The sequence below is a fragment of the Streptomyces sp. NPDC044571 genome (assembly GCF_040647115.1).
Lineage (GTDB): Bacteria > Actinomycetota > Actinomycetes > Streptomycetales > Streptomycetaceae > Streptomyces.
Genome location: NZ_JBEZBN010000037.1, coordinates 21,384 through 44,067 on the forward strand (window position 1 = coordinate 21,384; position 22,684 = coordinate 44,067).

Below are 22,684 nucleotides of genomic sequence, written 5' to 3' on the forward strand. Positions count from 1 at the left end.
AACCAGCCCCCCATCGGCCGGAACCGGTCGCTCCCCTCAGGCCGGCGCGACGAACCCCGACTCGTACGCCGTGATGACCGCCTGCGTCCGGTCGCGCGCCCCGAGCTTGCCCAGGATCGCGCTCACATGGGACTTCACCGTCTCCGTACCGACGATGAGCTCACGGGCGATCTCCACATTCGTCAGCCCCTTCGCCATCAGTCGCAGCACCGCCTCCTCCCGCTCGGTCAGCGCGGCCCGCTCCAGCACCGCCCGTGCCTGCCGGTTTCCGTACTCGGCGGCGAGGGCCCGCACCGCCGCCGGGAACAGCAGGGTCTCGCCCTCCGCCACCAGCCGTACCGCATGGACGATCTCCGAGGGCCGCGCCCGCTTCAGCAGGAACCCGTCAGCCCCGGCCCGCAGGGCCTGGTAGACGTACTCGTCGTTCTCGAAGGTCGTCACCACGAGGATCTTCGGCGGACTGTCCACGGTCCGCAGGACCGCCCGCGTCGCCTCGATCCCGTCGAGCAGCGGCATCCGCACGTCCATGGCCACCACGTCCGGCCGCAGTTGCCGCACCAGCGGGACCACGGAGGCGCCGTCGGCGGCCTCACCCACCACCTCGATGTCGGGCTGGGAATCCAGAACGGCACGCAGACCTGCGCGCACCAGGGGTTCGTCGTCGACGAGCAGTACGGTAACCGGCATCCGGTCAGCGTATTCGCTCCAGCGGAAGCCGCGCGCGCACCCTCCAACTGCCCTCGAAGGGGCCCGAGTCGGCCTCTCCGCCGAGCAGCGCGGCCCGCTCCCGCATCCCCCGCAGCCCGCTCCCGGTGCCGGTCACCAGGACGGGCTGCTGCGGCAGTGGGTTCGTCACCTCCAGATCCAGCCTGCCGACGGCCACCTCCACCCGCACCCGGACCGGAACCGGACCGCAGTGCCGCAGCACGTTCGTGAGGGCCTCCTGCAGGATCCGGTAACCCTCCCGGGTGACCGGGCCCGGCAACCGCTCCAGCGGCCCCGTCAACTCGGCGTCGACCGTCGCTCCGGAGGCCCGGGCCGACTCCAGCAGGCGGTCGGCCTCCGCGAGCGTCGGCCGCTGCGAAGGCGGCTGCGCCGACTCCCGCAGCACGAGCAGGACCCGTTCCAGGTCCTCCAGCGCGGCCCGGCCCGTGTCCTCGATCGCGCTCAGCGCCCGATCGGTGAACTCCGGGTCGCCCGCGGCCCGCGCCGCCCCCGCCTGAACGACCGCGACGGTCAGCGCGTGCCCGATCGAGTCGTGCAGCTCCCGCGCGATACGGGTCCTCTCCAACAGCTGCTCCGTACGCGCCTCCAGCGCGCTGACCCGCTCGGCCGCCGAAGGCCCCAGCAGCCGGCGCGCCATCGCGGTCATCAGCTCGCCGAGCAGAACGACGATGACGATCAGCAGGACCAACGGCACCGGGGCCAGCAGAGCGGCTGCCCAGGGCGACGGGGTGAAGGGCAGCCGGACGTCCGTGGCGAGCGTCTTCCCGAGGGACGTCCCGATCAGCTCTGCGGTGAACAGCGGCAGCCAGACCGTCGCGAGCATCGCCATGAGCGAGACGACGAGCCGTATCTCCAGCCAGAGAAGGGTCCGCCACCGGTCGCTCCACCGCGCGGACTTGGCTGCGCTGATACCGCTGTCCGCGGAGTCCCGGTCGTTCGGGGTGAGCAGGAACCGTGCCTGCAGTCCCTCGGCCAGGCGCATCCAGGGCATCAGTCCCAGAGGTATGACGATCAGCAGGGGAAACCACGGCGCCTCGGGCTCTATGAACATCCAGACGGCCAACATCAGGATGGGCACGCACAGATGTACCCAGCGCGAGTACGTCACTGGTTGAAGCGGGGCAAGGAGCAGTCTGTACATGCCCCCATGGTGGCAGTGTGCAGCTCACGGCCGTCTCCCCCATGTGGGGGAGACGGCACCCTCGCATGGGGGAGGGAGGGGGGTGGGGCCGGCGGCGAGTCTTGAGGCATGAACAGCATCGAGATCAGGGAACTCACCAAGGAATACGGCCGTGTCAGGGCCGTCGACCACCTCACCTTCGACGTCCTGCCCGGGCGGGTCACCGGCTTTCTCGGCCCCAACGGCGCAGGGAAGTCGACCACGATGCGCCTGCTGTTGGGCCTGGACCGGATCACCTCCGGTACCGCGACCATCGGCGGGCAGCGGTTCACGGACTTCTCCGACCCGCTCCACCGGGTCGGCGCGCTCTTGGACGCCCAGGCCGCCCACGGCGAGCGCACCGCCCGTGAGCATCTGCGCTTCCTCGCCGCCGGCAACCGGATCCCGAGGAGCCGGGTCGACGAGGTACTGGAGCAGGCCGGGATCGCCTCGGCGGCCAAGCGGCGGATCAAGACCTTCTCGCTCGGCATGCGTCAGCGACTCGGCATAGCCGCTGCGTTGCTGGGGGACCCGGGGGTGCTCCTGCTGGACGAGCCGACCAACGGCCTCGACCCGGAGGGCATCATCTGGATCCGCGAGCTGATGCGCGCCCTGGCGGCCGAGGGCCGCACGGTCCTCGTCTCCAGCCACCTGATGTCCGAGACGGCGGCTCTGGCCGACCACCTCGTCGTGCTCGGGCAGGGAAAGCTGCTGGCCGACACCTCGATGGAGGAGTTCATCGACTCCCGCAGCACTCCCCGGGTGCGCCTGCGCACCTCGGACCCGATCCGGCTGCGGGCAGCCCTCGCCCGGGACGGCTTCGAGATGGCGGACACCGATGACGGGCGATGGACCGTCGACGGCATACAGGCGGAGCAGATCGGCAGCATGGCCGCCCGCGAGGGCATCCCCGTGCTGGAACTCTCCGACGAGCGCGCCTCGCTGGAGCAGGCCTACCTCGATCTCACGGCTGGCCACGCCCAGTTCGCCGCCACCCCCTGACCCTTACCTGCGCCCTAGGAGGCCATGCCATGAGCAGCGCTCTGCCCACCGTCCCCGTCCTGCACTCGGAATGGATCAAGATACGGTCCCTGCGCTCCACCCTCGGGGCGCTGACGGCGATCCTCGTCGCCACCGCGGGAATCCAGACCCTGACGGCCGCGCTCATAGGCGACGCCGAGGCCGGCAGTATGGGTGACGACCCGCTTCTGGCGGCCTACTACGGCCTCAACTTCGGCCAGATCGCCGCCATCGCGTTCGGCGCGACGGCACTGTCCGCCGAGTTCCACAACGGCGCCCTGCGCACTTCGCTCGCCGCAGTGCCGAACCGCACCCGCTTCTACCTGTCGAAGATGGCCGTCATCGCCGGACTTGCCCTCGTGACGGGCCAGATCACCGGGCTGGTCACCTTCGTCGCGGGCCAGGCCTTCATGGGCCCGTACACCCTGGAGCTGGGCAGCCCGGGCACCTACCGCTCCATCGTCGGCTGCGGTCTGTACCTCACGCTCATGTCCCTGTTCGCGGCCGGACTCACGGCCGTGCTGCGCAGCGCGACGGCGGTACTGAGCCTGCTCATACCCTTCATCCTGATGGTCTCCTTCATCATCGGCGCGAAGGCCGCGGGCGTGGCCCAGTTCCTGCCCGACCGGGCCGGTCAGATGGTGATGCGCATGGAGATGTTCGGCGATCTCGGCCCCTGGAGCGGGCTCGGCGTGATGGCGCTGTGGGCGGCGGCCGCCCTGACCGGCGGCTGGGTGGCGGTGCGGCGACGGGACGTATGACGCAGGGCCAGTTGTCAGTGGCCACCGGAATACTGACGACATGACCACGGCAGAGCATCTCGACACGATCGACCGGCTCCGGACGCGCGATTTCCCCGATGTCCGGGGCAGGTCCGACGTGGGTGTCAGCGGACCCGGGTACCACCTCGCCGAGCTGGGCGGGAGCCGGTGGTACGGGGACGAGGACGCCGCCGACCGGGTGGTCCACGAGGAACAGGTGGCCGCCGAGTACGAGGCGCTCACCCACCGGCTGGAGGAGCGGTGGGGAGAACCGCACCGGTTCAGCCTCGCCGGTCTGCGGCTCAGGATGCAGGAGGAGGCGGCACAGCCGTGGCAGGAGATCGCTGACACCGGCGGACACCTGTGCCTCTGGCGGGTCGGCGACCGCTGGGTCGCGGTCTACGAGGCCCGCTGGGGGACCGACCACTCACCGCAGCTGATGGCCGCGGTGACCGTGATCGACCCGCCGTAGGCCCTACGGCTCGGTGGATGACTCCGCCGCGGCGCGGAGGCGGGCGTACTCCTGGGCCATGGACTCCGCGGTCCAGTGGGCGTTGAGGCCGCTGGGGTTGGGCAGGGCCCAGATGCGGGTGGAGCCGATCGTGCGGTCCTGGGGGCCGATCTGCGCTCTGCGTTCGCCGAAGGCGGTGCGGTAGGCGGTGACTCCGACGACGGCCAGCCACTGGGGGCGCAGGAGTTCCACCTTGGCGGTCAGGATGCGCCCGCCCTCGCGGAACTCCTCGGCGCTCAGCTCGTCGGCGCGAGCCGTGGCACGGGCGACGACGTTGGTGATGCCGAGGCGGTAGTGGAGCAGTTCTTCCTGCTCGGCGGGGGCGAGGCGGCGTGGGGTGAAGCCGGAGAGGTGCAGGACGGGCCAGAAGCGGTTGCCGGGGCGGGCGAAATGGTGGCCCGTCGCGGCGGAGAGGAGACCCGGGTTGATCCCGCAGAACAGCACGCGCAGACCGCCCGCGACCACGTCCGGGATGACGCGGTCACGGGCGGCGGCAAGCTCGTCGGGGGTCAGAGGATCGACCCCGGCGTGTACCCGGCGGCCTCCGGGTGCTGCTTGGCGATGGCCTCGATACGGGAGACCACGGCGGTGACCTGGTCACCCGCCGCGCCCGTGAAGGACAGCTTGTCGGCCATCAGGGCGTCGAGCTGGGCACGGTCCAGAGGCATCCGCTCGTCGGCGGCCAGCTTGTCCAGCAGCTCGTTGCGCTCGGCACCCTGCTCGCGCATGGCGAGGGCCGAGGCCACCGCGTGCTCCTTGATGACCTCGTGGGCGGCCTCGCGGCCCACACCCGCACGCACCGCACCCATCAGCACCTTGGTGGTGGCGAGGAAGGGGAGGTATCGGTCCAGTTCACGGGCCACGACCGCCGGGAAGGCGCCGAACTCGTCGAGGACCGTCAGGAAGGTCTCCAGCAGGCCGTCGAAGGCGAAGAACGCGTCCGGCAGGGCGACCCGGCGGACCACCGAGCAGGACACGTCACCCTCGTTCCACTGGTCGCCGGCGAGCTCGCCGGTCATCGAGGCGTAGCCGCGCAGGATGACCATCAGGCCGTTCACGCGCTCGCAGGAGCGGGTGTTCATCTTGTGCGGCATCGCGGAGGAGCCGACCTGCCCGGGCTTGAAGCCCTCGGTGACCAGCTCGTGGCCGGCCATCAGGCGGATGGTCTTCGCGATCGAGGACGGGGCGGCGGCCAGCTGCACCAGGGCGGTGACCACGTCGTAGTCGAGGGAGCGCGGGTAGACCTGGCCGACCGAGGTGAAGGCCTGGGCGAAGCCGAGGTGGGCGGCGATGCGCTGCTCCAGCTCGGCGAGCTTCGCGGCGTCGCCGCCCAGCAGGTCGAGCATGTCCTGCGCGGTGCCGACCGGGCCCTTGATCCCGCGCAGCGGGTAGCGGCCGAGCAGGTCCTCCAGGCGGTCGTAGGCGACCAGCAGCTCGTCGGCGGCGGTGGCGAAGCGCTTGCCCAGGGTGGTCGCCTGCGCGGCGACGTTGTGGGAGCGGCCGGCCATGACCAGCTCGGCGTGCTCGCCGGCCAGCTTGCCCAGGCGGGCGAGGACGGCAACGGTGCGGTCGCGGGCCAGCTCCAGCGAGAGCCGGATCTGGAGCTGCTCGACGTTCTCGGTGAGGTCGCGCGAGGTCATGCCCTTGTGGACGTGCTCGTGGCCGGCGAGGGCGTTGAACTCCTCGATGCGGGCCTTCACGTCGTGCCGGGTGACCTTCTCGCGCTCGGCGATGGAGGCAAGGTCGACCGTCTCCAGGACGCGCTCGTAGTCGGCGAGGGCGTCGTCCGGGACCTCGATGCCGAGGTCCTTCTGGGCGCGCAGGACGGCGAGCCACAGCCGCCGCTCCAGCGTCACCTTGTACTCGGGGGACCACAGGACGGCGAGCTCCGCGGAGGCGTAGCGGCCGGCCAGGACATTGGGGATGCGGGGCTTGGCTGTCACGTGTAGGGATTCTACTTGGGCCGCCGCTGTGTGTTTACGCAGGTAGGGACCCCGGCTCCGATTGTGCCTTGCTACGAGAGCGGCTCGCTCGCACTCGCTTCGTACGGCAGCAGCTTCGGGCGCTTGGCCGGACGGCCGTCCCCGGAGGAGCGGCCCGTCAGCCGGCGGCCGATCCAGGGCAGCAGGTGCTGCCGCGCGAAGCTCAGGTCCTGGGAGCGGCGCACCGCCCAACCCGGCGCCACGGCGGGTGCGAGCGCGGCCCGCCAGTCCTCCTCGGGCGGCAGGCCCAGCGCCTGCCAGACCGCCTCCGCCACCCGTCGATGCCCCTCGGCCGTCAGGTGCAGCCGGTCCACGTCCCACATGCGGGGGTCACCGAGGACGTCGGCCCCGTACAGGTCCACCACCCGCGCTCCGTGCCGCGCGGCGAGCTCCTCGACCATGGCGAAGAGCTCTTCCATGCGCGGCCGGAAGCGTTCCATCACCGGCCCGTTGCGTCCCGCCGAACGCATCAGCACCAGCGTCCCGCAGGACGGGGCCAGCAGGCTGACGGCCTTCTCCAGGTGCCCGCGGACCCGCCCCATGTCGACCTTGGGCCGCAGCGCGTCGTTCAGCCCGCCCACCAGCGTGACCACATCGGCGCGCATCGCTGCCGCCACCGGCACCTGCTCCTCGGCGATCTGCCCGATCAGCTTGCCGCGGACCGCGAGGTTCGCGTAGCGGAAGCCGGGCTCGCGCGCGGCCAGCCTGGCGGCCAGCACATCGGCCCAGCCCCGGTAGGAGCCGTCGGGCAGCAGGTCGGACATGCCCTCGGTGAAGGAGTCGCCGACCGCGACGAAGCTGGTGTAGGAGGCATTCATTTCCATGGGGCAGCGATGTTACCGCGAGGTATTGCCGTCCTGGCAGGCCGGGTCCGCAGTGCTCGGGCGGGGAGGCTCAGGCCGAGGCGGGCCTGCCGAACAGCTCGCGCAGCACGTCCTCCATCGTCACCAGGCCCGTCATCACACCGGCCGGCCCCAGGACCGCCGCGAGGTGCGTCCGGCTGCGCCGCATCGCGGTCAGTACGTCGTCCAGCGGGGTTTCCGCCCGCACCTGGGCGATCTGGCGCAGCGCGGACACCGGGAACGGCTGGTCGCGCTCGGGCCCGTTCGCATCCAGGGCGTCCTTGATGTGCAGGTAGCCGAGGATCCGGTGCTGCCCGTCGATCACGGGGAAGCGGGAGTAGCCGGACTCCGCCGACAGGCGCTCCAGCCCTGCCGGCGTGATGCCCTCCCGTGCCACGACGACCCGCACCGAGGGCAGCACCACGTCCTTGACCGGCCGCCGGCCCAGCTCCAGGGCGTCGTGCAGCCGCTCGCTCGCCCGGTCGTCGATCAGCCCCGCTGCGCTGGAGTCCTTCACGATCCGGGCCAGCTCGTCGTCCGAGAAGGTGGCCGACACCTCGCTCTTGGCCTCCACGCGCAACAGGCGCAGCAGGGTGTTGGCGAAGGCGTTGATCGCGAAGATCACCGGCCGCAGCGCCCGCGCCAGGGTCACCAGCGGTGGTCCCAGCAGCAGCGCGGTGCGCACCGGCTCGGACAGGGCCACGTTCTTCGGCAGCATCTCGCCGAAGAGCATGTGCAGGTACGTCGCGAGGGCCAGCGCCACCACGAAGGAGATCGCGTGCGTCACCCCCGAGGGCACGCCGACCAGGTCGAACAGCGGGGTGAGCAGGTGCGCGATGGCCGGTTCGGCCACGACGCCGAGCACCAGGGTGCACAGCGTGATGCCCAGCTGCGCGGCCGCCATCAGCGCCGACACGTGCTCCAGGCCCCACAGCACGGAGCGCGCCCGCCGGTCGCCGTGCTCGGCGTAGGGCTCGACCTGGCTGCGCCGGACCGAGATCAAGGCGAATTCGGCGCCGACGAAGAAGGCGTTCACGACCAGGGTCGCCAGGCCGATCAGCAGTTGCAGGACCGTCATCGGGCCCCCTCCTCGTCCACGGGGTGCGGGGGCGCGGCCGGCATGTGCAGCAGTACTCGCGCGGCGCGGCGCCCGGTGGCGTCCACCACGTCCAGCTGCCAGCCGTCCAGCTCAAGGGTGTCGCCGACGGCCGGGATCCGGCCCAGCTCGGTCGCCATCAGCCCGGCGAGGGTCTCGTACGGCCCGTCCGGCACCCGCAGCCCGATCTGCCGCAGCTGATCGGTGCGGGCGGCGCCGTCGGCGGAGTAGAGCACGCGCCCGGCGGCATCCGTACCGGCGGGAGCCAGGTCGGGGGTCTCGTGCGGGTCGTGCTCGTCGCGCACCTCCCCGACGACTTCCTCCACGATGTCCTCCAGGGTGGCCACCCCGGCCGTGCCGCCGTACTCGTCGATGACCACGGCCATCGTCTGCTTGCCGGACAACCGGTCCAGCAGCCGGTCCACGGTCAGGGACTCGGGCACGAGGAGCGGCGGGCGCAGCAGCCGGGAGACCGGGTGGAGGCGCCGCTGCTCGGCGGGCAGGGCGAGGACGTCCTTGATGTGGACGGTGCCGACGACTTCGTCGAGGGTGCCGCGGTAGACGGGGAAGCGCGACAGCCCGGTCGCGAGCGTCGCGTTCGCCACGTCCTCGGCGGTGGTCTGCACGTCCAGGGCGGTGACCTGGACGCGCGGGGTCATCACGTTCTCCGCGGTCAGGTCGGCCAGGTTCAAGGTCCGCACGAACAGCTCGGCGGTGTCCTTCTCCAGTGCGCCCGCCTTCGCGGAGTGACGGGCCAGGGCCACCAGCTCCTGCGGGGTGCGGGCGGAGGCCAGCTCCTCGGCCGGCTCCATGCCGAACCGGCGGACCATGTGGTTCGCGGTGGTGTTCAGATGGCTGATGAACGGCTTGAAGGCCCGGCTGAAGACGCGCTGCATCGTCGCCACGCGTTTGGCGACGGCGAGCGGGGAGGAGATCGCCCAGTTCTTCGGCACCAGCTCGCCGACGACCATCAGGACCACGGTCGACAGCACCGTGCCCAGGATCAGGGCGGTGGAGGAGGCGGCGCCCGGGGACAGGCCCATGGCCTCGAACGGGCCCTGGAGCAGGGCGGCGATCGAAGGCTTGGAGATCATTCCGATGACCAGGCCGGTCACGGTGATGCCGAGCTGGGCCCCGGACAGCTGGAACGTCAGGCTGCGGACGGCGGCCAGGGCGCTCTCCGCCCCGCGCTCACCGCGCTCGACGGCTCTCTCCAGCTCGCTGCGCTCGACGGTGGTCAGCGAGAACTCGGCCGCCACGAAGGCGCCGCAGGCAAGGCACAGCAGCAGCGCCACGGCGAGCAGGAGCACTTCGGTCATCGTCCGGTCACCTCCGTCCCATGATCAGCCCGGCGGCCGGCTGCCGCGCGGTATCGGGTGCCGGATCGGTGGTCGGGGGTACCGGGAGGCTCGCCCATGGGCGGAGGCTCACACCTTTCGTCGGAGGCCTCGGCTCGGCCCCGAAAGGGATCCGGGGAGCCGCTTCCCCCTAGGGTAAAGGACGGGCAAAGAGAGCGGATCATTCTTTTGGCGGAGCACCCGCCGATGGTGGGATCCGGACATGAGCGATCTTCATATCGGGCCTGCGTCGGCCGCCGACCTCACCACCGTGCTGAACTTCTGGAAGACCGCGGCCGAGGGGACGAGTATCAGCGACGACCTTCCCGGGGTCGAGCGGTTGTACGCCCGCGACCCGCAGGCCCTGCTGCTCGCCCGGCGCGACGGCGAACTGGTCGGCACAGTGATCGCCGGGTTCGACGGATGGCGCTGCCACCTGTACCGGCTCGCCGTGCACCCGGGGCACCGGCGCCGGGGCATCGGGACGGCGCTGCTCGCCGCCGCGGAGGAGCGGTTCGCGGCGCTGGGCGGCCGCCGTGCGGACGCGATGGTGCTCGACCGGAACGAGCAGGCCCACGGAGCGTGGAGCGCGGGCGGGTACCACCCCGAGGACCACTGGACGCGGTGGGTCAAGCCGCTGGAGGCGTTCAGGGCCTGAAGGGGCGGCGGGCCGAGCCGATGACGCAGTACGAGGTGGGGAAGGCCGGTCCGCGGGCGGGCAGCCGGAAGCTGCGGCAGGAGACGATCCGGAAGCCGGCCGCCTCGATCGCGGCGAGCGGGTCGCGCGCGGTGTGGCACCCGCCGAAGAGGTGGGGCCACACGGTCCGGTCCAGGGCGCGCTGGACCCCGGCCATCCCGCGGGTCGGGGCGCGGCCGTGCTCGAAGAAGCGGAGCTCGGCGTCAGGGCGGAGCACCCGGTGGAGCTCCGAGAGGGAGCGGTGCAGGTCCCGTACGGAGCACAGCACCAGCGAGGCCACGGCGGTGTCGAAGGCATCGCTCTTGACGGGAAGGGCTTCGGCGGAGCCGGGCACGACGTCGACGGGTACCTCGGACCGCAGGGCGGCGTCGGCCGCGAGCCGGCGCAGCAGGGGCTCCGGTTCGACGGCGACCACCTCGGAGACGGCGCGCGGGTAGTGGGCGAAGCTGAGGCCGTTGCCCGCACCGATCTCGATGACGCGACCGCTCACTCCGTGCAGGAGCTCCTCGCGGAGGGCGGGGAGGGTGGCGTGCCGTTCGGCGGCGGCGCTCGCTCGGGCGTAGAGGCGGGCGAAGACGGGGTGATGGGTGCGCGGCGGCATGGGGGCTCCCGGGGGACGACTACGTTGAGTCTCCCCGCGCGGAGCACTTGCATCCCCGGCAGCCGGGGGCTGGTGCCGGCCCCGTCGGATCGGCTTCCTCGGGCCGCTTCCCCGGGTCGGCTTCTCCGGGCCGGCTTCCTCGGGTCGGCTTTCTCCGCGTCGGCTCCGGAGGGGACCGGGAGCGGTCCCCTCCGAAGCAGGCTGCGTCAGGGCTGCCAGGCGGTCTGGAAGGCGGACGCCGACCACGTGCCCGACAGGGTCGGGGCCAGCCAGCCGGGGGCCGCCGTGCGGAAGACCGCCGGCGGGAGGCTGCCCGAGGACTCCGGGACCGCACCCAGGAGCGGGACCCCCGCGCTGGACGGGAGGTCCTCCAGGTTGCAGCGGCAGGCCAGGTCCGGCTCCGCCGGCCAGCTGCCGATGACCACACCCAGCGGTTCCAGGCCGCGGGCGCGCAGGGCTTCGGTGGTCAGGGTGGTGGAGTTGAGGGTTCCGAGGGCCGCCGGGGCGACCACCAGGACCGGGGCGTCCAGCAGCCGGGCTGCGTCCGCCAGGGTGTGGCCCGCCTCGTCGAAGCGGACCAGGAGGCCCCCGGCGCCCTCCACCAGGACCAGGTCGTGCGAGGCGGCGAGCCGGTTCGCGGCCTCGGCGACGGCGGCCGGGGAGACCGGGGGCAGTCCGGAGCGGCGGGCCGCCGTGTCCGGGGCCAACGGCTCCGGGTAGCGAGCGAGTTCCAGGGCGGTCACCGAAGGACCCGCCAGGCGGACCGCTTCGGCCGCGTCGCCCGGTTCCGCCGGGCCCACGCCCGTCTGGGCGGGCTTGAGCACCGCCACCGACCGGCCCGCGGCCACCGCGGCCGCGGCGACGGCCGAGGTGACCACCGTCTTGCCGATCTCCGTGCCGGTGCCCGAGACCATGAGTACGGCCATGTCAGCCCTCCTCCGCCGCCGCGCACACGGCCCGGCAGATCCGCGCCACGTCGGCGTCACCCGTGACGAACGGCGGCATCGTGTAGACGAGGTCCCGGAAGGGGCGCAGCCAGACGCCCTCCCGGACCGCCGCCCGGGTGGCCGCGGCCATGTCGACCTCGTGCGTCAGCTGGACCACGCCGATCGCGCCCAGCACCCGGACGTCCCGGACACCCGGCAGTTCCCGGGCCGGGGCCAGGCCCTCCAGCAGGCCCGCCTCGATGCGCTTGATCTCGCGCGGCCAGTCCTGGCCGAGGAGCAGGTCGATCGAGGCCAGCGCCACGGCCGTGGCCAGCGGGTTGCCCATGAAGGTCGGCCCGTGGGCCAGGACCGGCACCTCGCCCTGCGAGATGCCGGCCGCCACCCGCTCCGTGCAGAGGGTGGCCGCCAGGGTGAGGTAGCCGCCCGTCAGGGACTTGCCCAGGCACATCACGTCCGGGGTGATCCCCGCATGGTCCGCCGCGAACAGCGCGCCGGTGCGTCCGAAGCCCGTCGCGATCTCGTCCAGGACGAGCAGCACGTCGAACTCGTCGCACAGTTCGCGCAGGACGCGCAGGTACCCGGGGTTGTGGAAGCGCATGCCGCCCGCGCCCTGGACCACCGGTTCCACGATGACCGCGGCCACCTCGTCCGCGTGCGCCGCGAACAGGGAGCGCAGGTGCGCGACGTACGCCGGGTCCACCGGCGTGCCGAAGCCGCTCGGCGGCGCGTCCGCGAAGAGCTGGCGCGGCAGGACGCCCGACCACAGCTCGTGCATGCCGCCCTCGGGGTCGCACACGGCCATCGGCTGCCAGGTGTCCCCGTGGTACCCGCCGCGCCAGGTCAGCAGGCGGGTCTTGGCCGGGCGGCCGATGGAGCGCCAGTACTGGAGGCACATCTTGACGGCGACCTCGACCGAGACCGACCCCGAGTCGGCGAGGAAGACGTGCTCCAGGCCGGGCGGGGTGATCTCGACCAGTTTCGCGGCCAGCCGGACGGCCGGCTCATGGGTGAGCCCGCCGAACATCACGTGTGACATGCGCCCGAGCTGGTCGGTCGCCGCCTCGTTCAGGGCCGGGTGGTTGTAGCCGTGGATCGCCGACCACCACGACGACATGCCGTCGACCAGCTCGTCCTGACCCTGCGAAGGCTCACCGAGCCGCAGCCGCACCCCCGAGGCGGAGGAGACGACCAGCGGCTCCTGCCGCCCCGGCATCGGCCCGTACGGGTGCCAGACGTGCTGCCGGTCCAGCGCGAGCAGTTCTGCGGCCGGCAGCGGGGGGTGGTGCGGTCCGGGGGTGAAGGGGTGGTGCGGATCAGGCATTGGGGGCGAGATCCGTTCCCGCGCCGCGGCGGCGCACGGCCACCAGATCGGGGCGGACCTCGCCCGCCGGGGCCTGCCCCTGCGCCGCCCGGGCGGCCACGGGCTCGTGGTCGTGGCCCGAGCAGCCGCCGCAGGCCGAGCCGCAGCCGGCCTCCGCCGCCGAGGAGCCGCACGGCCCGTGGGCCGGGACCGCCGCGTCGGAGCGGTGTGCGGGCAGGGTCGTCGTGCCGGCGCCCTCCACCTCGAAGCCGGCGTCCGCGATCATGTCCAGGTCGGCCTGGCCGGCCTGGCCCTCACTGGTGAGGTAGTCGCCGAGGAAGATGGAGTTGGCCACGTGCAGCGCGAGCGGCTGCATCGAGCGCAGGTGCACCTCGCGGCCGCCGGCGATCCGGACCTCCACGTCGGGGCAGACGAAGCGGACCATCGCGAGGATCCGCAGGCAGCGCTGGGGGGTGAGGTTCCACTCCTTGGCCAGCGGGGTGCCCTCGAAGGGGATCAGGAAGTTGACCGGCACCGAGTCCGAGTCGAGCTCGCGCAGCGCGTAGACGACGTCCACCAGGTCCTCGTCGCTCTCGCCCATGCCCGCGATCAGACCGGAGCAGGCGGACAGGCCGGCGGCGTGCGCCTTCTGCACGGTGTCGACACGGTCGGCGTAGGTGTGGGTCTTGGTGATCTGACCGTACGTCGCCTCGGACGTGTTGAGGTTGTGGTTGTAGGCATCGGCGCCCGCGTCCTTCAGACGCTCCGCCTGGCCGTCCGAGAGCAGACCGAGGCACGCGCACACCTCGATGCCCTCGTTCTCCTCCTTGATCGCCTCGATGGTCTTGCCGACCCGTTCCACGTCCCGGTCCGTCGGGCCGCGCCCGCTCGCCACCAGGCACACCCGCTTGGCGCCACCGGCGACTCCGGCCGCGGCGGCCTGGGAGGCCTCCTCCGGCTTGAGCCACGTGTACTTGAGGATCTCGGCCTTCGAGCCCAGCCGCTGGGAACAGTAGGAGCAGTCCTCCGGGCACAGCCCGGACTTCAGGTTGACCAGGTAGTTCAGCTTGACCCGACGTCCGAACCACTGGCGGCGCACCTTGCCGGCCGCGGCCACCACGTCGAGCAGTTCATCGTCGGAGGTCGCCAGAACGGCAAGCGCCTCTTCGCGGGTCGGCAGCTCGCGCCGCAGCCCCTTGTCCACCAGGGTGTTCAGCAGGTCCATGACGCCGATCCTGGACCACACGACCACTCCCGGCCAAGGAGAGATCGCACAACATGGCCGGAACGGAGTGTGTGGATCGCCACATCTGACACTCAAGTCCCGCCCACTAGGGTCAGGCAGGTCTGTGGACAGCCGACAAAACGCGAGGACCCGCCGATGCCCCAGCCCCACCCCGAACCCGCCGACGTCTTCGCCTGGATCGACGGCGCGGAGCGGGCCCGTGAGCAGGCCGGACTGGTCCGGACCCTGCGTCCGCGCCCGGCCTCCTCACCGCTCCTGGACCTGGCGAGCAACGACTACCTCGGGCTCTCCCGGCACCCCGAGACCGTGCGCGGTGCGCGGGACGCGGCGGAGCGCTGGGGCGCCGGGGCCACCGGCTCGCGTCTCGTGACGGGCACGACCGAGCTTCATGCGGAGCTTGAGCGCGAGCTCGCCGCCTTCTGCGGTTTCGAGGCCGCGCTCGTGCTGTCCTCCGGGTACGCGGCGAACCTCGCCGCCGTCACCGCGCTCAGCGACCGGGGCACTCTCGTCGTCTCCGACGCCGGAAACCACGCGTCGATCGTCGACGGCTGCCGGCTGTCCCGGGCGGAGACGGCCGTGATCCCGCACGCCGATCCGGAGGCCGCGCGCAAGACGCTCGGCATGCACGACGGCCGGGCGCTGCTGGTCAGCGACTCGGTCTTCTCCGTGGACGGGGACGCCGCCCCGCTCGCCGGCTACGCGGCGGCCTGCCGGGACGAGGGCGCGGCCCTGGTCGTCGACGACGCCCACGGGCTCGGTGTCCTCGGCGAGGGCGGCCGGGGCGCGCTGCACGCGGCGGGGCTCGCGGGCGCACCCGGGGTGGTCGCCACGCTGACGCTCTCGAAGTCCCTGGGCAGCCAGGGCGGAGCCGTACTCGGTCCGGCCAAGGTGATCCGCCACCTGGTCAACACCGCCCGGACCTTCATCTTCGACACGGGGCTGGCCCCGGCCGCGGCGGGCGCGGCGCTGGCGAGCCTGCGCCTGCTCGTGCGGGAACCGGAGCGGGCCGGACGGGCCCGCGAGGTGGCCGACCGGCTCTACGGGCGGCTCACCGCGTCCGGCCTGACCGCGGCCAGGCCGGACGCGGCCGTGGTGTCGGTACGGGCCCCGTCGGCTTCGGCGGCACTGCGCTGGGCCGCCGACTGCCGCGAGGCAGGTCTGTCCGTGGGATGCTTCCGTCCGCCGTCGGTGCCGGACGGCATCTCCCGGTTGCGGCTGACCGCTCGGGCCGATCTCACGGGGGACGAGATCAGCCGGGCCGTCGAGACGATCCTTGCGACCGCCCCGGCCGCAGCCGTGGACCTCTAGGGCGTCAGGCGGGCAGGTCCGCCCGTACGGATGCGAGGAAGCCGTCCCAGGCCGGCCCGGTGAAGAGCACGGCCGGGCCGTCCGCCCGCTTGGAGTCGCGGACGGCCAGCAGGCCGTCGCCGAGGACGGCCGCTTCCACGCAGTTGTTCATTCCGGTACTGCGGCTGCTTCGCCGCCACCGCGCGCTGATCAGAAGTCCGCTCGTGGAGAGGGGGGTTGCGGACACGGGAGTGCCTCCTTACGCGTCGTCAGCGAGTGCGCTGATGAGATCCGACGAGTCCTGGGGCGGGAGGGCGTGCGCCTGGATGGTGCGGAACGCGGCGCTGTACGCCTCAAGGTCTTCCTTCCGCTCCAGATAGAGGCTACTCGTCAAATGGTCGAGTACCACCACATCCAGATCGGCGATGTTCGGAAATGAGAAAATAACGAACGGTCCGGTCAGGCCGAGATGACCCCCCACGCTGAACGGCAGCACCTGGAGCCTCACTTGGGGCAGCCGCCCCACCTGCACCAGATGCCTCAGCTGCGCCGCCATCACCCCCGGCCCGCCGATCTGCCGGCGCAGCACCGCCTCGTCAAGGACGGCGCTCAGCTCCAGCGGGGGATCGGCCCGCAGCACCGACTGCCGCGCCATCCGTACGTCGACCAGCGCGTCCACCTTCGGCTCCGGCAGCCCGCCCAGCGCGGCCCGGGTCACCGCCCGCGCGTACTCAGCGGTCTGCAACAGGCCCGGGACCACGGAGAGTTCCACGGTACGGGCGGAGCGGGCACCTGCTTCGAGGCTGATGAAGTCCCGGTATTCCTGGGGCAGCAGCCCCCGGTAGTCGTGCCACCACTGGCGCCCGCGCCCGGTCTCCTCGCCCGGCCCGGGACCCGCGGCCGAGGCCGACAGGGCCTCCAACAGCGCCCGCTGCTCGGGGCTCACCACCTCCGCGTACACATCGAGGAGCAGCCGGATGTCCTCCGGTTTGACGCCACTGCGCCCCGTCTCGATGCGGCTGATTTTCGACTGGTGCCACCCGACGATCCGGGCCGCCTCACCACTGGTGAGTCCGGTACGGTCGCGCAGGGCGCGCAGTTCCTCGCCGAGCTTGCGCCGACGCACCGCGGGACCGTGCTGCATACCCGCCTCCTTCCACCGGCACAGACCGCACCAGTCTGCCGCCCAAATAGGCTCTTCCGTAGCAGAGTTCACCGCATTGAGCGACAGATATATGCATATCTTGGGGTAACGGCAGCCCGGACGGGACGATGGGTGGCACTCTGGCGTCCAGCACAGATCCGGGGCGGATCCGCCCCGGTGGGAAAGGGACCGTCTCCATGGCAGATCACCAGGAAGCATCCGTCACTCTGCCGAGCGATCCCGCCTCGGTCGCCGCCGCCCGCCGCTACGTCGCGGACGTGCTGGGCGAATGGGGGCTGCCCGACGAAGCCGAAACCGCCGACAGCGTCCGGCTGATCGTCTCCGAGCTCGCCACCAACGCCGTGCAGCACACCTTCGGCCAGTCGCCCACCTTCACCGTGGACGTCCGACTGGAGCGCGGGGAATGGCTGCGCGTCGGTGTGACCGACAGCCACCCCCGCTGGCCCAGGCGGCTCCCGGCCGCCGTGCAGCAGGACAACGGCCGGGGCATGGTCATCATCCGCTGGCTCACGGCCGAGGCGGGCGGCCGGCTCTCCGTCAGTCCGACCGAGGACGGCGGGAAGACGGTGTGGATCGCCCTGCCCTGGCCGGTCGGCGCGGACACCCCGGCGCCGAGCGCCACCGGCTGTTGAACACCGCTCAGACCAGGCCCCGCTCCACCGCGCTGCGCTCGATGCACAGTTCGTTGCCCTCGGGGTCGGCCAGTACCGCCCAGCCGGTGCCGTCCTCGTTGCGCCGGTCGTCCACGAGCTTCGCCCCGAGCCCGATCAGCCGCTCGACGGTCTCGTCGCGGGTTCCGGTGGGCGGCTGGATGTCCAAGTGGACCCGGTTCTTCACCGTCTTGCCGTCGGGCACCCGGATGAACAGCAGACCCGGCACACCGGGCTGCCCCGGCTCCAGCAGGATCTCGTCGTCGTCCGCCAGGTCGTCCGGGCGGATCGGGAAGCCGGTCACCGCGGACCAGAAGGTGGCGACCTTGTACGGCTCCAGGGCGTCGAACGTGATGTGCCGGACAGGGTTGAGAAACATACCTCTCCTCTGAAGGGGCCGGCCCGTATACGGAACCGGCTGCGGAGGCGGCCCGGAGTTGAACCGGGTGCCCTGACGAAACGTGGGTTAACGCGACGGAAAAGCGCGGGCCCTACCGTGTCGGCCACGGCCTTCCGTCAATGATCACCCATCCGTCGGCAAAGCGGCGGTGCTCGGGACGGAAAGCCTTTCCCTGCGTTGGGCAAGACACGCTTGGCTCGGATATGTGCAGGTCAACAGAGTGTTGAAGGCCGCTAGTGTCGGCCCGGCGCGCAGAGTTGATCTTGTCCTGGAAGCTTGGTGATACGAGTGCAACTGACACCGCACGAGCAGGAAAGACTGCTCATCCACGTCGCCGCCGACGTGGCGGAGCGGCGCAAGGCGCGCGGGGTCCTCCTCAACCACCCCGAGGCGGTGGCCCTGATCACGTCGCACATCCTCGAAGGGGCCCGCGACGGACGGACGGTGGCCGAGCTCATGGCCTCCGGCCGCACCGTCCTCGGCCGGGCCGAGGTGATGGAGGGGGTTCCCGAGATGATCCACGACGTCCAGGTCGAGGCGACCTTCCCGGACGGCACCAAGCTCGTCACCGTCCACGCCCCGATCGTCTGAAGAGGAGCGCCTCCCATGATCCCCGGCGAAATCGCCTACGGGGACGGCCCGGTGCGCCTCAACGAGGGCCGCCCCGTCACCCGCCTCACCGTGCTCAACGCCGCCGACCGGCCCGTCCAGGTCGGCTCCCACTACCACTTCGCCGAGGCCAACCCCGGTCTCGACTTCGACCGCGCCGCCGCGCACGGGCTCCGGCTCAACATCGCCGCCGGGACCGCCGTCCGCTTCGAGCCGGGCATTCCGGTCGCCGTGGAGCTCGTACCCCTGGCCGGGCTGCGCACCGTACCCGGACTGCGCGGGGAGACCGGGGGGCCGCTCGATGGCTGAGCTGAACAGGCAGGCCTACGCCGACCTCTTCGGGCCCACCACGGGCGACCGGATCAGACTGGCCGACACCGACCTCTTCGTCGAGATCGAGGAGGACCTCAGCGGCGGACCCGGACGCTCCGGCGACGAAGCCGTCTTCGGCGGCGGCAAGGTGATCCGGGAGTCCATGGGCCAGGCCCGCACCACCCGCGCCGAGGGCGCACCCGACACGGTGATCACCGGAGTCGTCGTGCTCGACCACTGGGGCATCGTCAAGGCCGACATCGGAATCCGGGACGGCCGGATCTGCGGCATCGGCAAGGCCGGCAACCCCGACACCATGGACGGGGTGGACCCCCGCCTCGTGATCGGCCCGGAGACCGAGATCATCGCGGGCAACGGGAAGATCCTCACGGCGGGCGCCATCGACGCCCACGTCCACTTCATCTCCCCGACCGTCATCGACGAAGCCCTGGCCTCCGGGATCACCACCCTCGTCGGCGGCGGCACCGGCCCCGCCGAGGGCACCAAGGCCACCACCGTCACCCCCGGACCCTGGCACCTCGCCCGGATGTTCGCCGCCCTGGAGTCCCACCCCGTCAACATCGGGCTCCTCGGCAAGGGCAACACCATGTCCCGCGAGGCAATGCACTCCCAGCTGCGCGGCGGCGCACTCGGCTTCAAGATCCACGAAGACTGGGGGGCCACCCCCGCCGTCATCGACGCCTGCCTCGACGTCTGCGAGGAGACCGGCGCACAGGTCGCCATCCACACCGACACCCTCAACGAGGCCGGATTCGTCGGCGACACCCTCGCCGCGATCGGCGGGCGGACCATCCACTCGTACCACACCGAGGGTGCGGGCGGCGGGCACGCCCCCGACATCATCACCGTGGTCTCCGAGCCGAACATCCTGCCCAGCTCCACCAACCCGACCCGCCCGCACACCGTCAACACCATCGAGGAACACCTCGACATGCTGATGGTCTGCCACCACCTCAATCCGGCCGTCCCCGAGGACCTCGCCTTCGCCGAGTCGCGGATCCGGCCGTCCACCATCGCCGCCGAGGACGTCCTGCACGACCTCGGGGCCATCTCCATCATCTCCTCCGACGCCCAGGCCATGGGCCGTGTCGGTGAGGTCGTGCTGCGCACCTGGCAGACCGCCCACGTGATGAAGAAGCGGCGCGGCTTCCTGCCCGGCGACGGCCCCGCGGACAACCACCGCGCCCGCCGCTACGTCGCCAAGTACACGATCAACCCGGCCGTGGCCCAGGGACTCGCCCGGGAGATCGGCTCGGTCGAGACCGGCAAGCTCGCCGACCTCGTGCTCTGGACCCCGGCCTTCTTCGGGGTCAAGCCCGAGGCCGTCATCAAGGGCGGCCAGATCGCCTACGCGCAGATGGGCGACGCCAACGCCTCCATCCCCACCCCGCAGCCGGTACTGCCCCGGCCCATGTTCGGCAGCCGCGGCCGGGCCCCCGGGCTGAACTCGGTCAACTTCACCGCCCAGGCCGCGCTCGACGACCACCTCCCGGAACGGCTCGGACTCGGCAAGGAGTTCGTGGCCATCGAGAACACCCGCAAGGTGGGCAAGACGGACATGCGCAACAACGACGCCATGCCGAGGGTCGAGGTCGACGCCGACACCTTCACCGTCACCATCGACGGGGAGGCCGTCGAGCCGGCGCCCGCGGTGGAACTGCCCATGGCGCAGAGATACTTCCTCTTCTGATGAGGACGGCCCGATGAGCCTCGCCACCCTGCTCGTCCTCGCCGACGGACGCTTCCCCGCCGGCGGCCACGCCCACTCCGGCGGGGCGGAGGCCGCCTGCAAGGCGGGCCGGATCCGGGACGCCGCCACGCTCGCGGAGTTCTGCCGGGGACGCCTGCACACCGCGGGGCTGGTCGCCGCCGGCCTCGCCGCGGCCGCCGCCCACGGCCTCGACCCGGCGGAGCTCGACGCCTTCGCCGACGCCCGCACCCCCTCGCCCGCGCTGCGCACCGCCGCGCGGCGGCTGGGCCGGCAGCTGCTGCGGGCTGCCCGGGCCACCTGGCCCGCCGCCGAACTGGACGCGCTGGCCGCCGCCTTCCCGCGCGGGGCCCACCAGCCCGTCGTCCTCGGCATCACGGCCCGGGCCGCAGGGCTCGGGCCGCTGGACGCCGCGCACGTCGCGGCGTACGAGAGCGTCAGCGGTCCCGCCACCGCGACCGTCCGGCTGCTGGGCCTGGACCCGTTCGAGGCCAGCGGGGTCCTGGCGGGGCTCGCCCCCGAACTCGACGCCGTGTCCGGTCAGGCCGCGGGCGCCGCCCTGCTGGCCCGCCACGAGGGCCTGGACGCCCTGCCCGCCGCCTCCTCGCCGCTGCTGGACATCTCGGCGCAGGTCCACGCCGAGTGGCCCGTACGGCTCTTCGCCTCCTGACCCCACCCAAGGAGAACCATGCACCTCGACCACGGTGTGACCTACCCCCGGCGCCACACCCACAGCGCCGCGCCGCTTCGGGCCGACGGCTCGCGCCGCGCCCTGCGCATCGGACTCGGCGGCCCCGTCGGCTCCGGCAAGACGGCCACCGTCGCCGCGCTCTGCCGCGCCCTGCGGGCCGAACTGTCCATGGCCGTCGTCACCAACGACATCTACACCCGCGAGGACGCCGAGTTCCTGCTGCGCGAGGCCGTGCTGCCGCCCGAGCGGATCGCCGCCGTGGAGACGGGGGCCTGCCCGCACACGGCCATCCGCGACGACATCTCCGCCAACCTGGAAGCAGTGGAGGAGCTGGAGGACGCCTTCCGGGAGCACAGCCCGCTCGACCTGGTCCTCGTCGAGTCCGGCGGGGACAACCTCACCGCCACCTTCTCCCGCGGGCTCGTCGACGCCCAGATCTTCGTCATCGACGTGGCCGGCGGAGACGACATCCCGCGCAAGGGCGGCCCCGGCGTCACCACCGCCGACCTGCTGGTCGTCAACAAGACGGACCTCGCCCCCCACGTGGGCTCCGACCTCGACCGGATGGCCCGCGACGCCGCCGAGCAGCGCCGTGGACTCCCCGTCGTCTTCCAGTCCCTGCGCGGCGCCGAGGGAGTGGCCCCCGTCGCCGCATGGGTGCGTGAGCGGATCGCCGCCTGGGCCGTACGGTGACCAGCGCGCCCCCGGCCGCCGCTCCGGCCGCAGACCCCGCCGACCTCTCCACCGATCTCCCGGCCGCCCACCCCGCCCCGGCTCCGCGCGGCCTGCGGGCCACGGCCCGGATCGGGGCGGTGGCCGACGGCCGGGGCGGCACCGCGCTGCCCCTGCTGGCCGGGGAGGGGCCCCTCGCGCTACGCCGCACCCGCGGCGCGGCCGACGAGGCCGGCGTCATGCTGGTCGGCGCGATGAGCGCACCGCTCGGCGGGGACCACCTCCGGGTCGAGGCCACCGCCGGTCCGGGGGCGCGGCTCGCCCTGGCCTCGGCGGCGGCGACGCTGGCGCTGCCCGGCCGCGGCGGTGAGCCCGCGCGGTACGACGTACACCTGAGCCTGGCCGAGGAGGCGGCGGTGCGGTGGCTGCCGGAACCGCTCGTCTCCGTCCGCGGCAGCGACCTGTGGGTCCGCACCCGCGCCGAACTCGCCCCCACCTCCCGGCTGCTGCTGCGCGAGGAGCAGGTGCTGGGGCGCACCGGGGAGGGCCCTGGCCTGCTGCGCAGCCGACTGACCGTCACCCGGGGCGGGCGTCCGCTGCTGGACCAGGAGCTCTCCTGCGGGCCGGGCGCGCCCGCCGGCTGGGACGGTCCGGCGGGGCTGGCCGGCCACCGGGCGCTCGGTCAGGTCCTGTTCGTGGACCCGCGGTTCACCGGGGCCCCGCCCGCCGCCGCGGTGCTCGGGGAGTTCGCCGCCGTCACTCCGTTGGCCGGTCCCGCGGTGCTGGTGACGGCGCTGGCCCCCGACGCCCTTCGGCTACGGGAACTACTCGATGCGGCGTGTCGCACGTACGGCTGGTGATCGCACAGTAAACCTGGGACGAATCCGACACCGCTCAGCGGTACACACCTTTCCGGTTATCGGGTTGGCAAAGAACACGACCGA

General features: G+C 72.4%; 26 protein-coding genes. 12 read left to right on the forward strand and 14 right to left on the reverse strand.

The window, feature by feature from the left end; genetic code table 11:
- Nucleotides 1-36 precede the first annotated feature (36 nt).
- Together AB0B01_RS20470 and AB0B01_RS20475 are read right to left on the reverse strand one after the other, a co-directional pair.
- Nucleotides 37-687 carry a response regulator transcription factor gene (locus AB0B01_RS20470; RefSeq protein ID WP_361720722.1) on the reverse strand — a complete coding sequence of 217 codons (651 nt, stop codon included), beginning with the start codon at nucleotides 685-687 and terminating at the stop codon, nucleotides 37-39.
- Between the two features lie 4 nt (nucleotides 688-691).
- Complete coding sequence (locus AB0B01_RS20475; RefSeq protein ID WP_361720725.1) at nucleotides 692-1,867, reverse strand: histidine kinase; 1,176 nt, start codon at nucleotides 1,865-1,867, stop codon at nucleotides 692-694.
- Nucleotides 1,868-1,975: 108 nt separating this feature from the next.
- On the opposite strand from AB0B01_RS20475, the gene AB0B01_RS20480 reads away from it, so the two are divergent.
- The 3 genes from AB0B01_RS20480 to AB0B01_RS20490 are packed head-to-tail and all read left to right on the forward strand — an operon-like array spanning nucleotide 1,976 to nucleotide 4,138.
- Entirely contained in the window at nucleotides 1,976-2,887 is a 912-nt protein-coding gene (locus AB0B01_RS20480) for an ABC transporter ATP-binding protein (RefSeq protein WP_361720727.1), read from the forward strand.
- Nucleotides 2,888-2,916: 29 nt separating this feature from the next.
- Entirely contained in the window at nucleotides 2,917-3,666 is a 750-nt protein-coding gene (locus tag AB0B01_RS20485; protein WP_361720730.1) for an ABC transporter permease, read from the forward strand.
- Nucleotides 3,667-3,706: 40 nt separating this feature from the next.
- Nucleotides 3,707-4,138: a hypothetical protein gene (locus tag AB0B01_RS20490; RefSeq protein WP_361720733.1), complete on the forward strand. Its 432-nt coding sequence runs from the start codon at nucleotides 3,707-3,709 to the stop codon at nucleotides 4,136-4,138.
- 3 nt (nucleotides 4,139-4,141) lie between these two features.
- Here AB0B01_RS20490 and mug read toward each other — a convergent pair whose 3' ends face one another.
- The 5 genes from mug to AB0B01_RS20515 all read right to left on the reverse strand — a co-directional run bounded on the left by mug (nucleotide 4,142) and on the right by AB0B01_RS20515 (nucleotide 9,416).
- Nucleotides 4,142-4,690, reverse strand: a complete 549-nt coding sequence (mug, locus tag AB0B01_RS20495) for a G/U mismatch-specific DNA glycosylase (protein ID WP_361720869.1) — start codon at nucleotides 4,688-4,690, stop codon at nucleotides 4,142-4,144.
- The gene (gene purB, locus AB0B01_RS20500) at nucleotides 4,687-6,120 is read right to left on the reverse strand and encodes an adenylosuccinate lyase (RefSeq protein ID WP_361720735.1); all 1,434 of its coding nucleotides are present in this window, start codon (nucleotides 6,118-6,120) and stop codon (nucleotides 4,687-4,689) included. Before purB ends, mug begins: the two co-directional genes overlap by 4 nt.
- A 71-nt stretch (nucleotides 6,121-6,191) precedes the next feature.
- The gene (locus tag AB0B01_RS20505; protein ID WP_361720738.1) at nucleotides 6,192-6,983 is read right to left on the reverse strand and encodes an SGNH/GDSL hydrolase family protein; all 792 of its coding nucleotides are present in this window, start codon (nucleotides 6,981-6,983) and stop codon (nucleotides 6,192-6,194) included.
- Nucleotides 6,984-7,053: 70 nt separating this feature from the next.
- Complete coding sequence (locus AB0B01_RS20510; RefSeq protein WP_361720741.1) at nucleotides 7,054-8,079, reverse strand: hemolysin family protein; 1,026 nt, start codon at nucleotides 8,077-8,079, stop codon at nucleotides 7,054-7,056.
- A complete protein-coding gene (locus tag AB0B01_RS20515; protein ID WP_361720744.1) occupies nucleotides 8,076-9,416 on the reverse strand; it encodes a hemolysin family protein in 1,341 nt (446 codons plus the stop codon). The genes AB0B01_RS20510 and AB0B01_RS20515 overlap by 4 nt, the downstream gene beginning before the upstream one ends.
- A 241-nt stretch (nucleotides 9,417-9,657) precedes the next feature.
- Between AB0B01_RS20515 and AB0B01_RS20520 the strand changes: the two genes are divergently transcribed.
- On the forward strand, nucleotides 9,658-10,092 hold the full coding sequence (locus AB0B01_RS20520) for a GNAT family N-acetyltransferase (protein WP_361720747.1): 435 nt from the start codon (nucleotides 9,658-9,660) through the stop codon (nucleotides 10,090-10,092).
- Here AB0B01_RS20520 and AB0B01_RS20525 read toward each other — a convergent pair.
- The 4 genes from AB0B01_RS20525 to bioB all read right to left on the reverse strand — a co-directional run bounded on the left by AB0B01_RS20525 (nucleotide 10,082) and on the right by bioB (nucleotide 14,204).
- Complete coding sequence (locus tag AB0B01_RS20525) at nucleotides 10,082-10,732, reverse strand: class I SAM-dependent methyltransferase (RefSeq protein ID WP_361720750.1); 651 nt, start codon at nucleotides 10,730-10,732, stop codon at nucleotides 10,082-10,084. The genes AB0B01_RS20520 and AB0B01_RS20525 overlap by 11 nt on opposite strands.
- 206 nt (nucleotides 10,733-10,938) lie before the next feature.
- The gene (bioD, locus tag AB0B01_RS20530) at nucleotides 10,939-11,658 is read right to left on the reverse strand and encodes a dethiobiotin synthase (RefSeq protein WP_361720752.1); all 720 of its coding nucleotides are present in this window, start codon (nucleotides 11,656-11,658) and stop codon (nucleotides 10,939-10,941) included.
- Between the two features lies 1 nt (nucleotide 11,659).
- On the reverse strand, nucleotides 11,660-13,000 hold the full coding sequence (locus tag AB0B01_RS20535; protein ID WP_361720755.1) for an adenosylmethionine--8-amino-7-oxononanoate transaminase: 1,341 nt from the start codon (nucleotides 12,998-13,000) through the stop codon (nucleotides 11,660-11,662).
- Entirely contained in the window at nucleotides 12,993-14,204 is a 1,212-nt protein-coding gene (gene bioB / locus AB0B01_RS20540; RefSeq protein ID WP_361720758.1) for a biotin synthase BioB, read from the reverse strand. The genes AB0B01_RS20535 and bioB overlap by 8 nt, the downstream gene beginning before the upstream one ends.
- Nucleotides 14,205-14,360: 156 nt before the next feature.
- Between bioB and AB0B01_RS20545 the strand changes: the two genes are divergently transcribed.
- On the forward strand, nucleotides 14,361-15,533 hold the full coding sequence (locus AB0B01_RS20545; RefSeq protein WP_361720761.1) for an 8-amino-7-oxononanoate synthase: 1,173 nt from the start codon (nucleotides 14,361-14,363) through the stop codon (nucleotides 15,531-15,533).
- A gap of 4 nt (nucleotides 15,534-15,537) precedes the next feature.
- Here AB0B01_RS20545 and AB0B01_RS20550 read toward each other — a convergent pair whose 3' ends face one another.
- Both AB0B01_RS20550 and AB0B01_RS20555 read right to left on the reverse strand, forming a co-directional pair.
- A complete protein-coding gene (locus tag AB0B01_RS20550; RefSeq protein WP_361720764.1) occupies nucleotides 15,538-15,759 on the reverse strand; it encodes a DUF397 domain-containing protein in 222 nt (73 codons plus the stop codon).
- Nucleotides 15,760-15,771: 12 nt separating this feature from the next.
- Nucleotides 15,772-16,656, reverse strand: a complete 885-nt coding sequence (locus AB0B01_RS20555; RefSeq protein WP_361720767.1) for a helix-turn-helix transcriptional regulator — start codon at nucleotides 16,654-16,656, stop codon at nucleotides 15,772-15,774.
- A 197-nt stretch (nucleotides 16,657-16,853) separates the two neighbouring features.
- Between AB0B01_RS20555 and AB0B01_RS20560 the strand changes: the two genes are divergently transcribed.
- Nucleotides 16,854-17,309, forward strand: a complete 456-nt coding sequence (locus AB0B01_RS20560; RefSeq protein WP_361720770.1) for an ATP-binding protein — start codon at nucleotides 16,854-16,856, stop codon at nucleotides 17,307-17,309.
- Between the two features lie 7 nt (nucleotides 17,310-17,316).
- Here the strand turns inward: AB0B01_RS20560 and AB0B01_RS20565 are convergent, their stop codons facing one another.
- The gene (locus tag AB0B01_RS20565) at nucleotides 17,317-17,706 is read right to left on the reverse strand and encodes a VOC family protein (RefSeq protein WP_361720773.1); all 390 of its coding nucleotides are present in this window, start codon (nucleotides 17,704-17,706) and stop codon (nucleotides 17,317-17,319) included.
- A 309-nt stretch (nucleotides 17,707-18,015) separates the two neighbouring features.
- On the opposite strand from AB0B01_RS20565, the gene AB0B01_RS20570 reads away from it, so the two are divergent.
- From AB0B01_RS20570 to AB0B01_RS20595, 6 genes are all read left to right on the forward strand, one after another.
- Entirely contained in the window at nucleotides 18,016-18,318 is a 303-nt protein-coding gene (locus AB0B01_RS20570) for an urease subunit gamma (protein ID WP_361720776.1), read from the forward strand.
- A 15-nt stretch (nucleotides 18,319-18,333) separates the two neighbouring features.
- Nucleotides 18,334-18,645 carry an urease subunit beta gene (locus AB0B01_RS20575; RefSeq protein ID WP_361720779.1) on the forward strand — a complete coding sequence of 104 codons (312 nt, stop codon included), beginning with the start codon at nucleotides 18,334-18,336 and terminating at the stop codon, nucleotides 18,643-18,645.
- Nucleotides 18,638-20,359, forward strand: coding sequence for an urease subunit alpha (locus tag AB0B01_RS20580; protein WP_361720782.1), 1,722 nt, complete (start codon nucleotides 18,638-18,640; stop codon nucleotides 20,357-20,359). Before AB0B01_RS20575 ends, AB0B01_RS20580 begins: the two co-directional genes overlap by 8 nt.
- A gap of 13 nt (nucleotides 20,360-20,372) precedes the next feature.
- Nucleotides 20,373-21,047 (forward strand): urease accessory UreF family protein, encoded by a 675-nt coding sequence (locus tag AB0B01_RS20585; protein ID WP_361720785.1) that lies wholly within the window; start codon nucleotides 20,373-20,375, stop codon nucleotides 21,045-21,047.
- Nucleotides 21,048-21,065: 18 nt separating this feature from the next.
- Nucleotides 21,066-21,761 (forward strand): urease accessory protein UreG, encoded by a 696-nt coding sequence (gene ureG, locus AB0B01_RS20590; protein ID WP_361720788.1) that lies wholly within the window; start codon nucleotides 21,066-21,068, stop codon nucleotides 21,759-21,761.
- Nucleotides 21,762-21,853: 92 nt separating this feature from the next.
- Complete coding sequence (locus AB0B01_RS20595; RefSeq protein WP_361720872.1) at nucleotides 21,854-22,600, forward strand: urease accessory protein UreD; 747 nt, start codon at nucleotides 21,854-21,856, stop codon at nucleotides 22,598-22,600.
- Nucleotides 22,601-22,684: the final 84 nt, after the last annotated feature.

Bases quoted from the DNA above. Each gene is read 5' to 3' on its own strand.
- AB0B01_RS20470 (WP_361720722.1), bottom strand. From the start codon at position 687: ATGCCGGTTACCGTACTGCTCGTCGACGACGAACCCCTGGTGCGCGCA.
- AB0B01_RS20475 (WP_361720725.1), bottom strand. From the start codon at position 1,867: ATGTACAGACTGCTCCTTGCCCCGCTTCAACCAGTGACGTACTCGCGC.
- AB0B01_RS20480 (WP_361720727.1), top strand. From the start codon at position 1,976: ATGAACAGCATCGAGATCAGGGAACTCACCAAGGAATACGGCCGTGTC.
- AB0B01_RS20485 (WP_361720730.1), top strand. From the start codon at position 2,917: ATGAGCAGCGCTCTGCCCACCGTCCCCGTCCTGCACTCGGAATGGATC.
- AB0B01_RS20490 (WP_361720733.1), top strand. From the start codon at position 3,707: ATGACCACGGCAGAGCATCTCGACACGATCGACCGGCTCCGGACGCGC.
- AB0B01_RS20505 (WP_361720738.1), bottom strand. From the start codon at position 6,983: ATGGAAATGAATGCCTCCTACACCAGCTTCGTCGCGGTCGGCGACTCC.
- AB0B01_RS20510 (WP_361720741.1), bottom strand. From the start codon at position 8,079: ATGACGGTCCTGCAACTGCTGATCGGCCTGGCGACCCTGGTCGTGAAC.
- AB0B01_RS20515 (WP_361720744.1), bottom strand. From the start codon at position 9,416: ATGACCGAAGTGCTCCTGCTCGCCGTGGCGCTGCTGCTGTGCCTTGCC.
- AB0B01_RS20520 (WP_361720747.1), top strand. From the start codon at position 9,658: ATGAGCGATCTTCATATCGGGCCTGCGTCGGCCGCCGACCTCACCACC.
- AB0B01_RS20525 (WP_361720750.1), bottom strand. From the start codon at position 10,732: ATGCCGCCGCGCACCCATCACCCCGTCTTCGCCCGCCTCTACGCCCGA.
- bioD (WP_361720752.1), bottom strand. From the start codon at position 11,658: ATGGCCGTACTCATGGTCTCGGGCACCGGCACGGAGATCGGCAAGACG.
- AB0B01_RS20535 (WP_361720755.1), bottom strand. From the start codon at position 13,000: ATGCCTGATCCGCACCACCCCTTCACCCCCGGACCGCACCACCCCCCG.
- bioB (WP_361720758.1), bottom strand. From the start codon at position 14,204: ATGGACCTGCTGAACACCCTGGTGGACAAGGGGCTGCGGCGCGAGCTG.
- AB0B01_RS20545 (WP_361720761.1), top strand. From the start codon at position 14,361: ATGCCCCAGCCCCACCCCGAACCCGCCGACGTCTTCGCCTGGATCGAC.
- AB0B01_RS20555 (WP_361720767.1), bottom strand. From the start codon at position 16,656: ATGCAGCACGGTCCCGCGGTGCGTCGGCGCAAGCTCGGCGAGGAACTG.
- AB0B01_RS20560 (WP_361720770.1), top strand. From the start codon at position 16,854: ATGGCAGATCACCAGGAAGCATCCGTCACTCTGCCGAGCGATCCCGCC.
- AB0B01_RS20565 (WP_361720773.1), bottom strand. From the start codon at position 17,706: ATGTTTCTCAACCCTGTCCGGCACATCACGTTCGACGCCCTGGAGCCG.
- AB0B01_RS20575 (WP_361720779.1), top strand. From the start codon at position 18,334: ATGATCCCCGGCGAAATCGCCTACGGGGACGGCCCGGTGCGCCTCAAC.
- AB0B01_RS20580 (WP_361720782.1), top strand. From the start codon at position 18,638: ATGGCTGAGCTGAACAGGCAGGCCTACGCCGACCTCTTCGGGCCCACC.
- AB0B01_RS20585 (WP_361720785.1), top strand. From the start codon at position 20,373: ATGAGCCTCGCCACCCTGCTCGTCCTCGCCGACGGACGCTTCCCCGCC.
- ureG (WP_361720788.1), top strand. From the start codon at position 21,066: ATGCACCTCGACCACGGTGTGACCTACCCCCGGCGCCACACCCACAGC.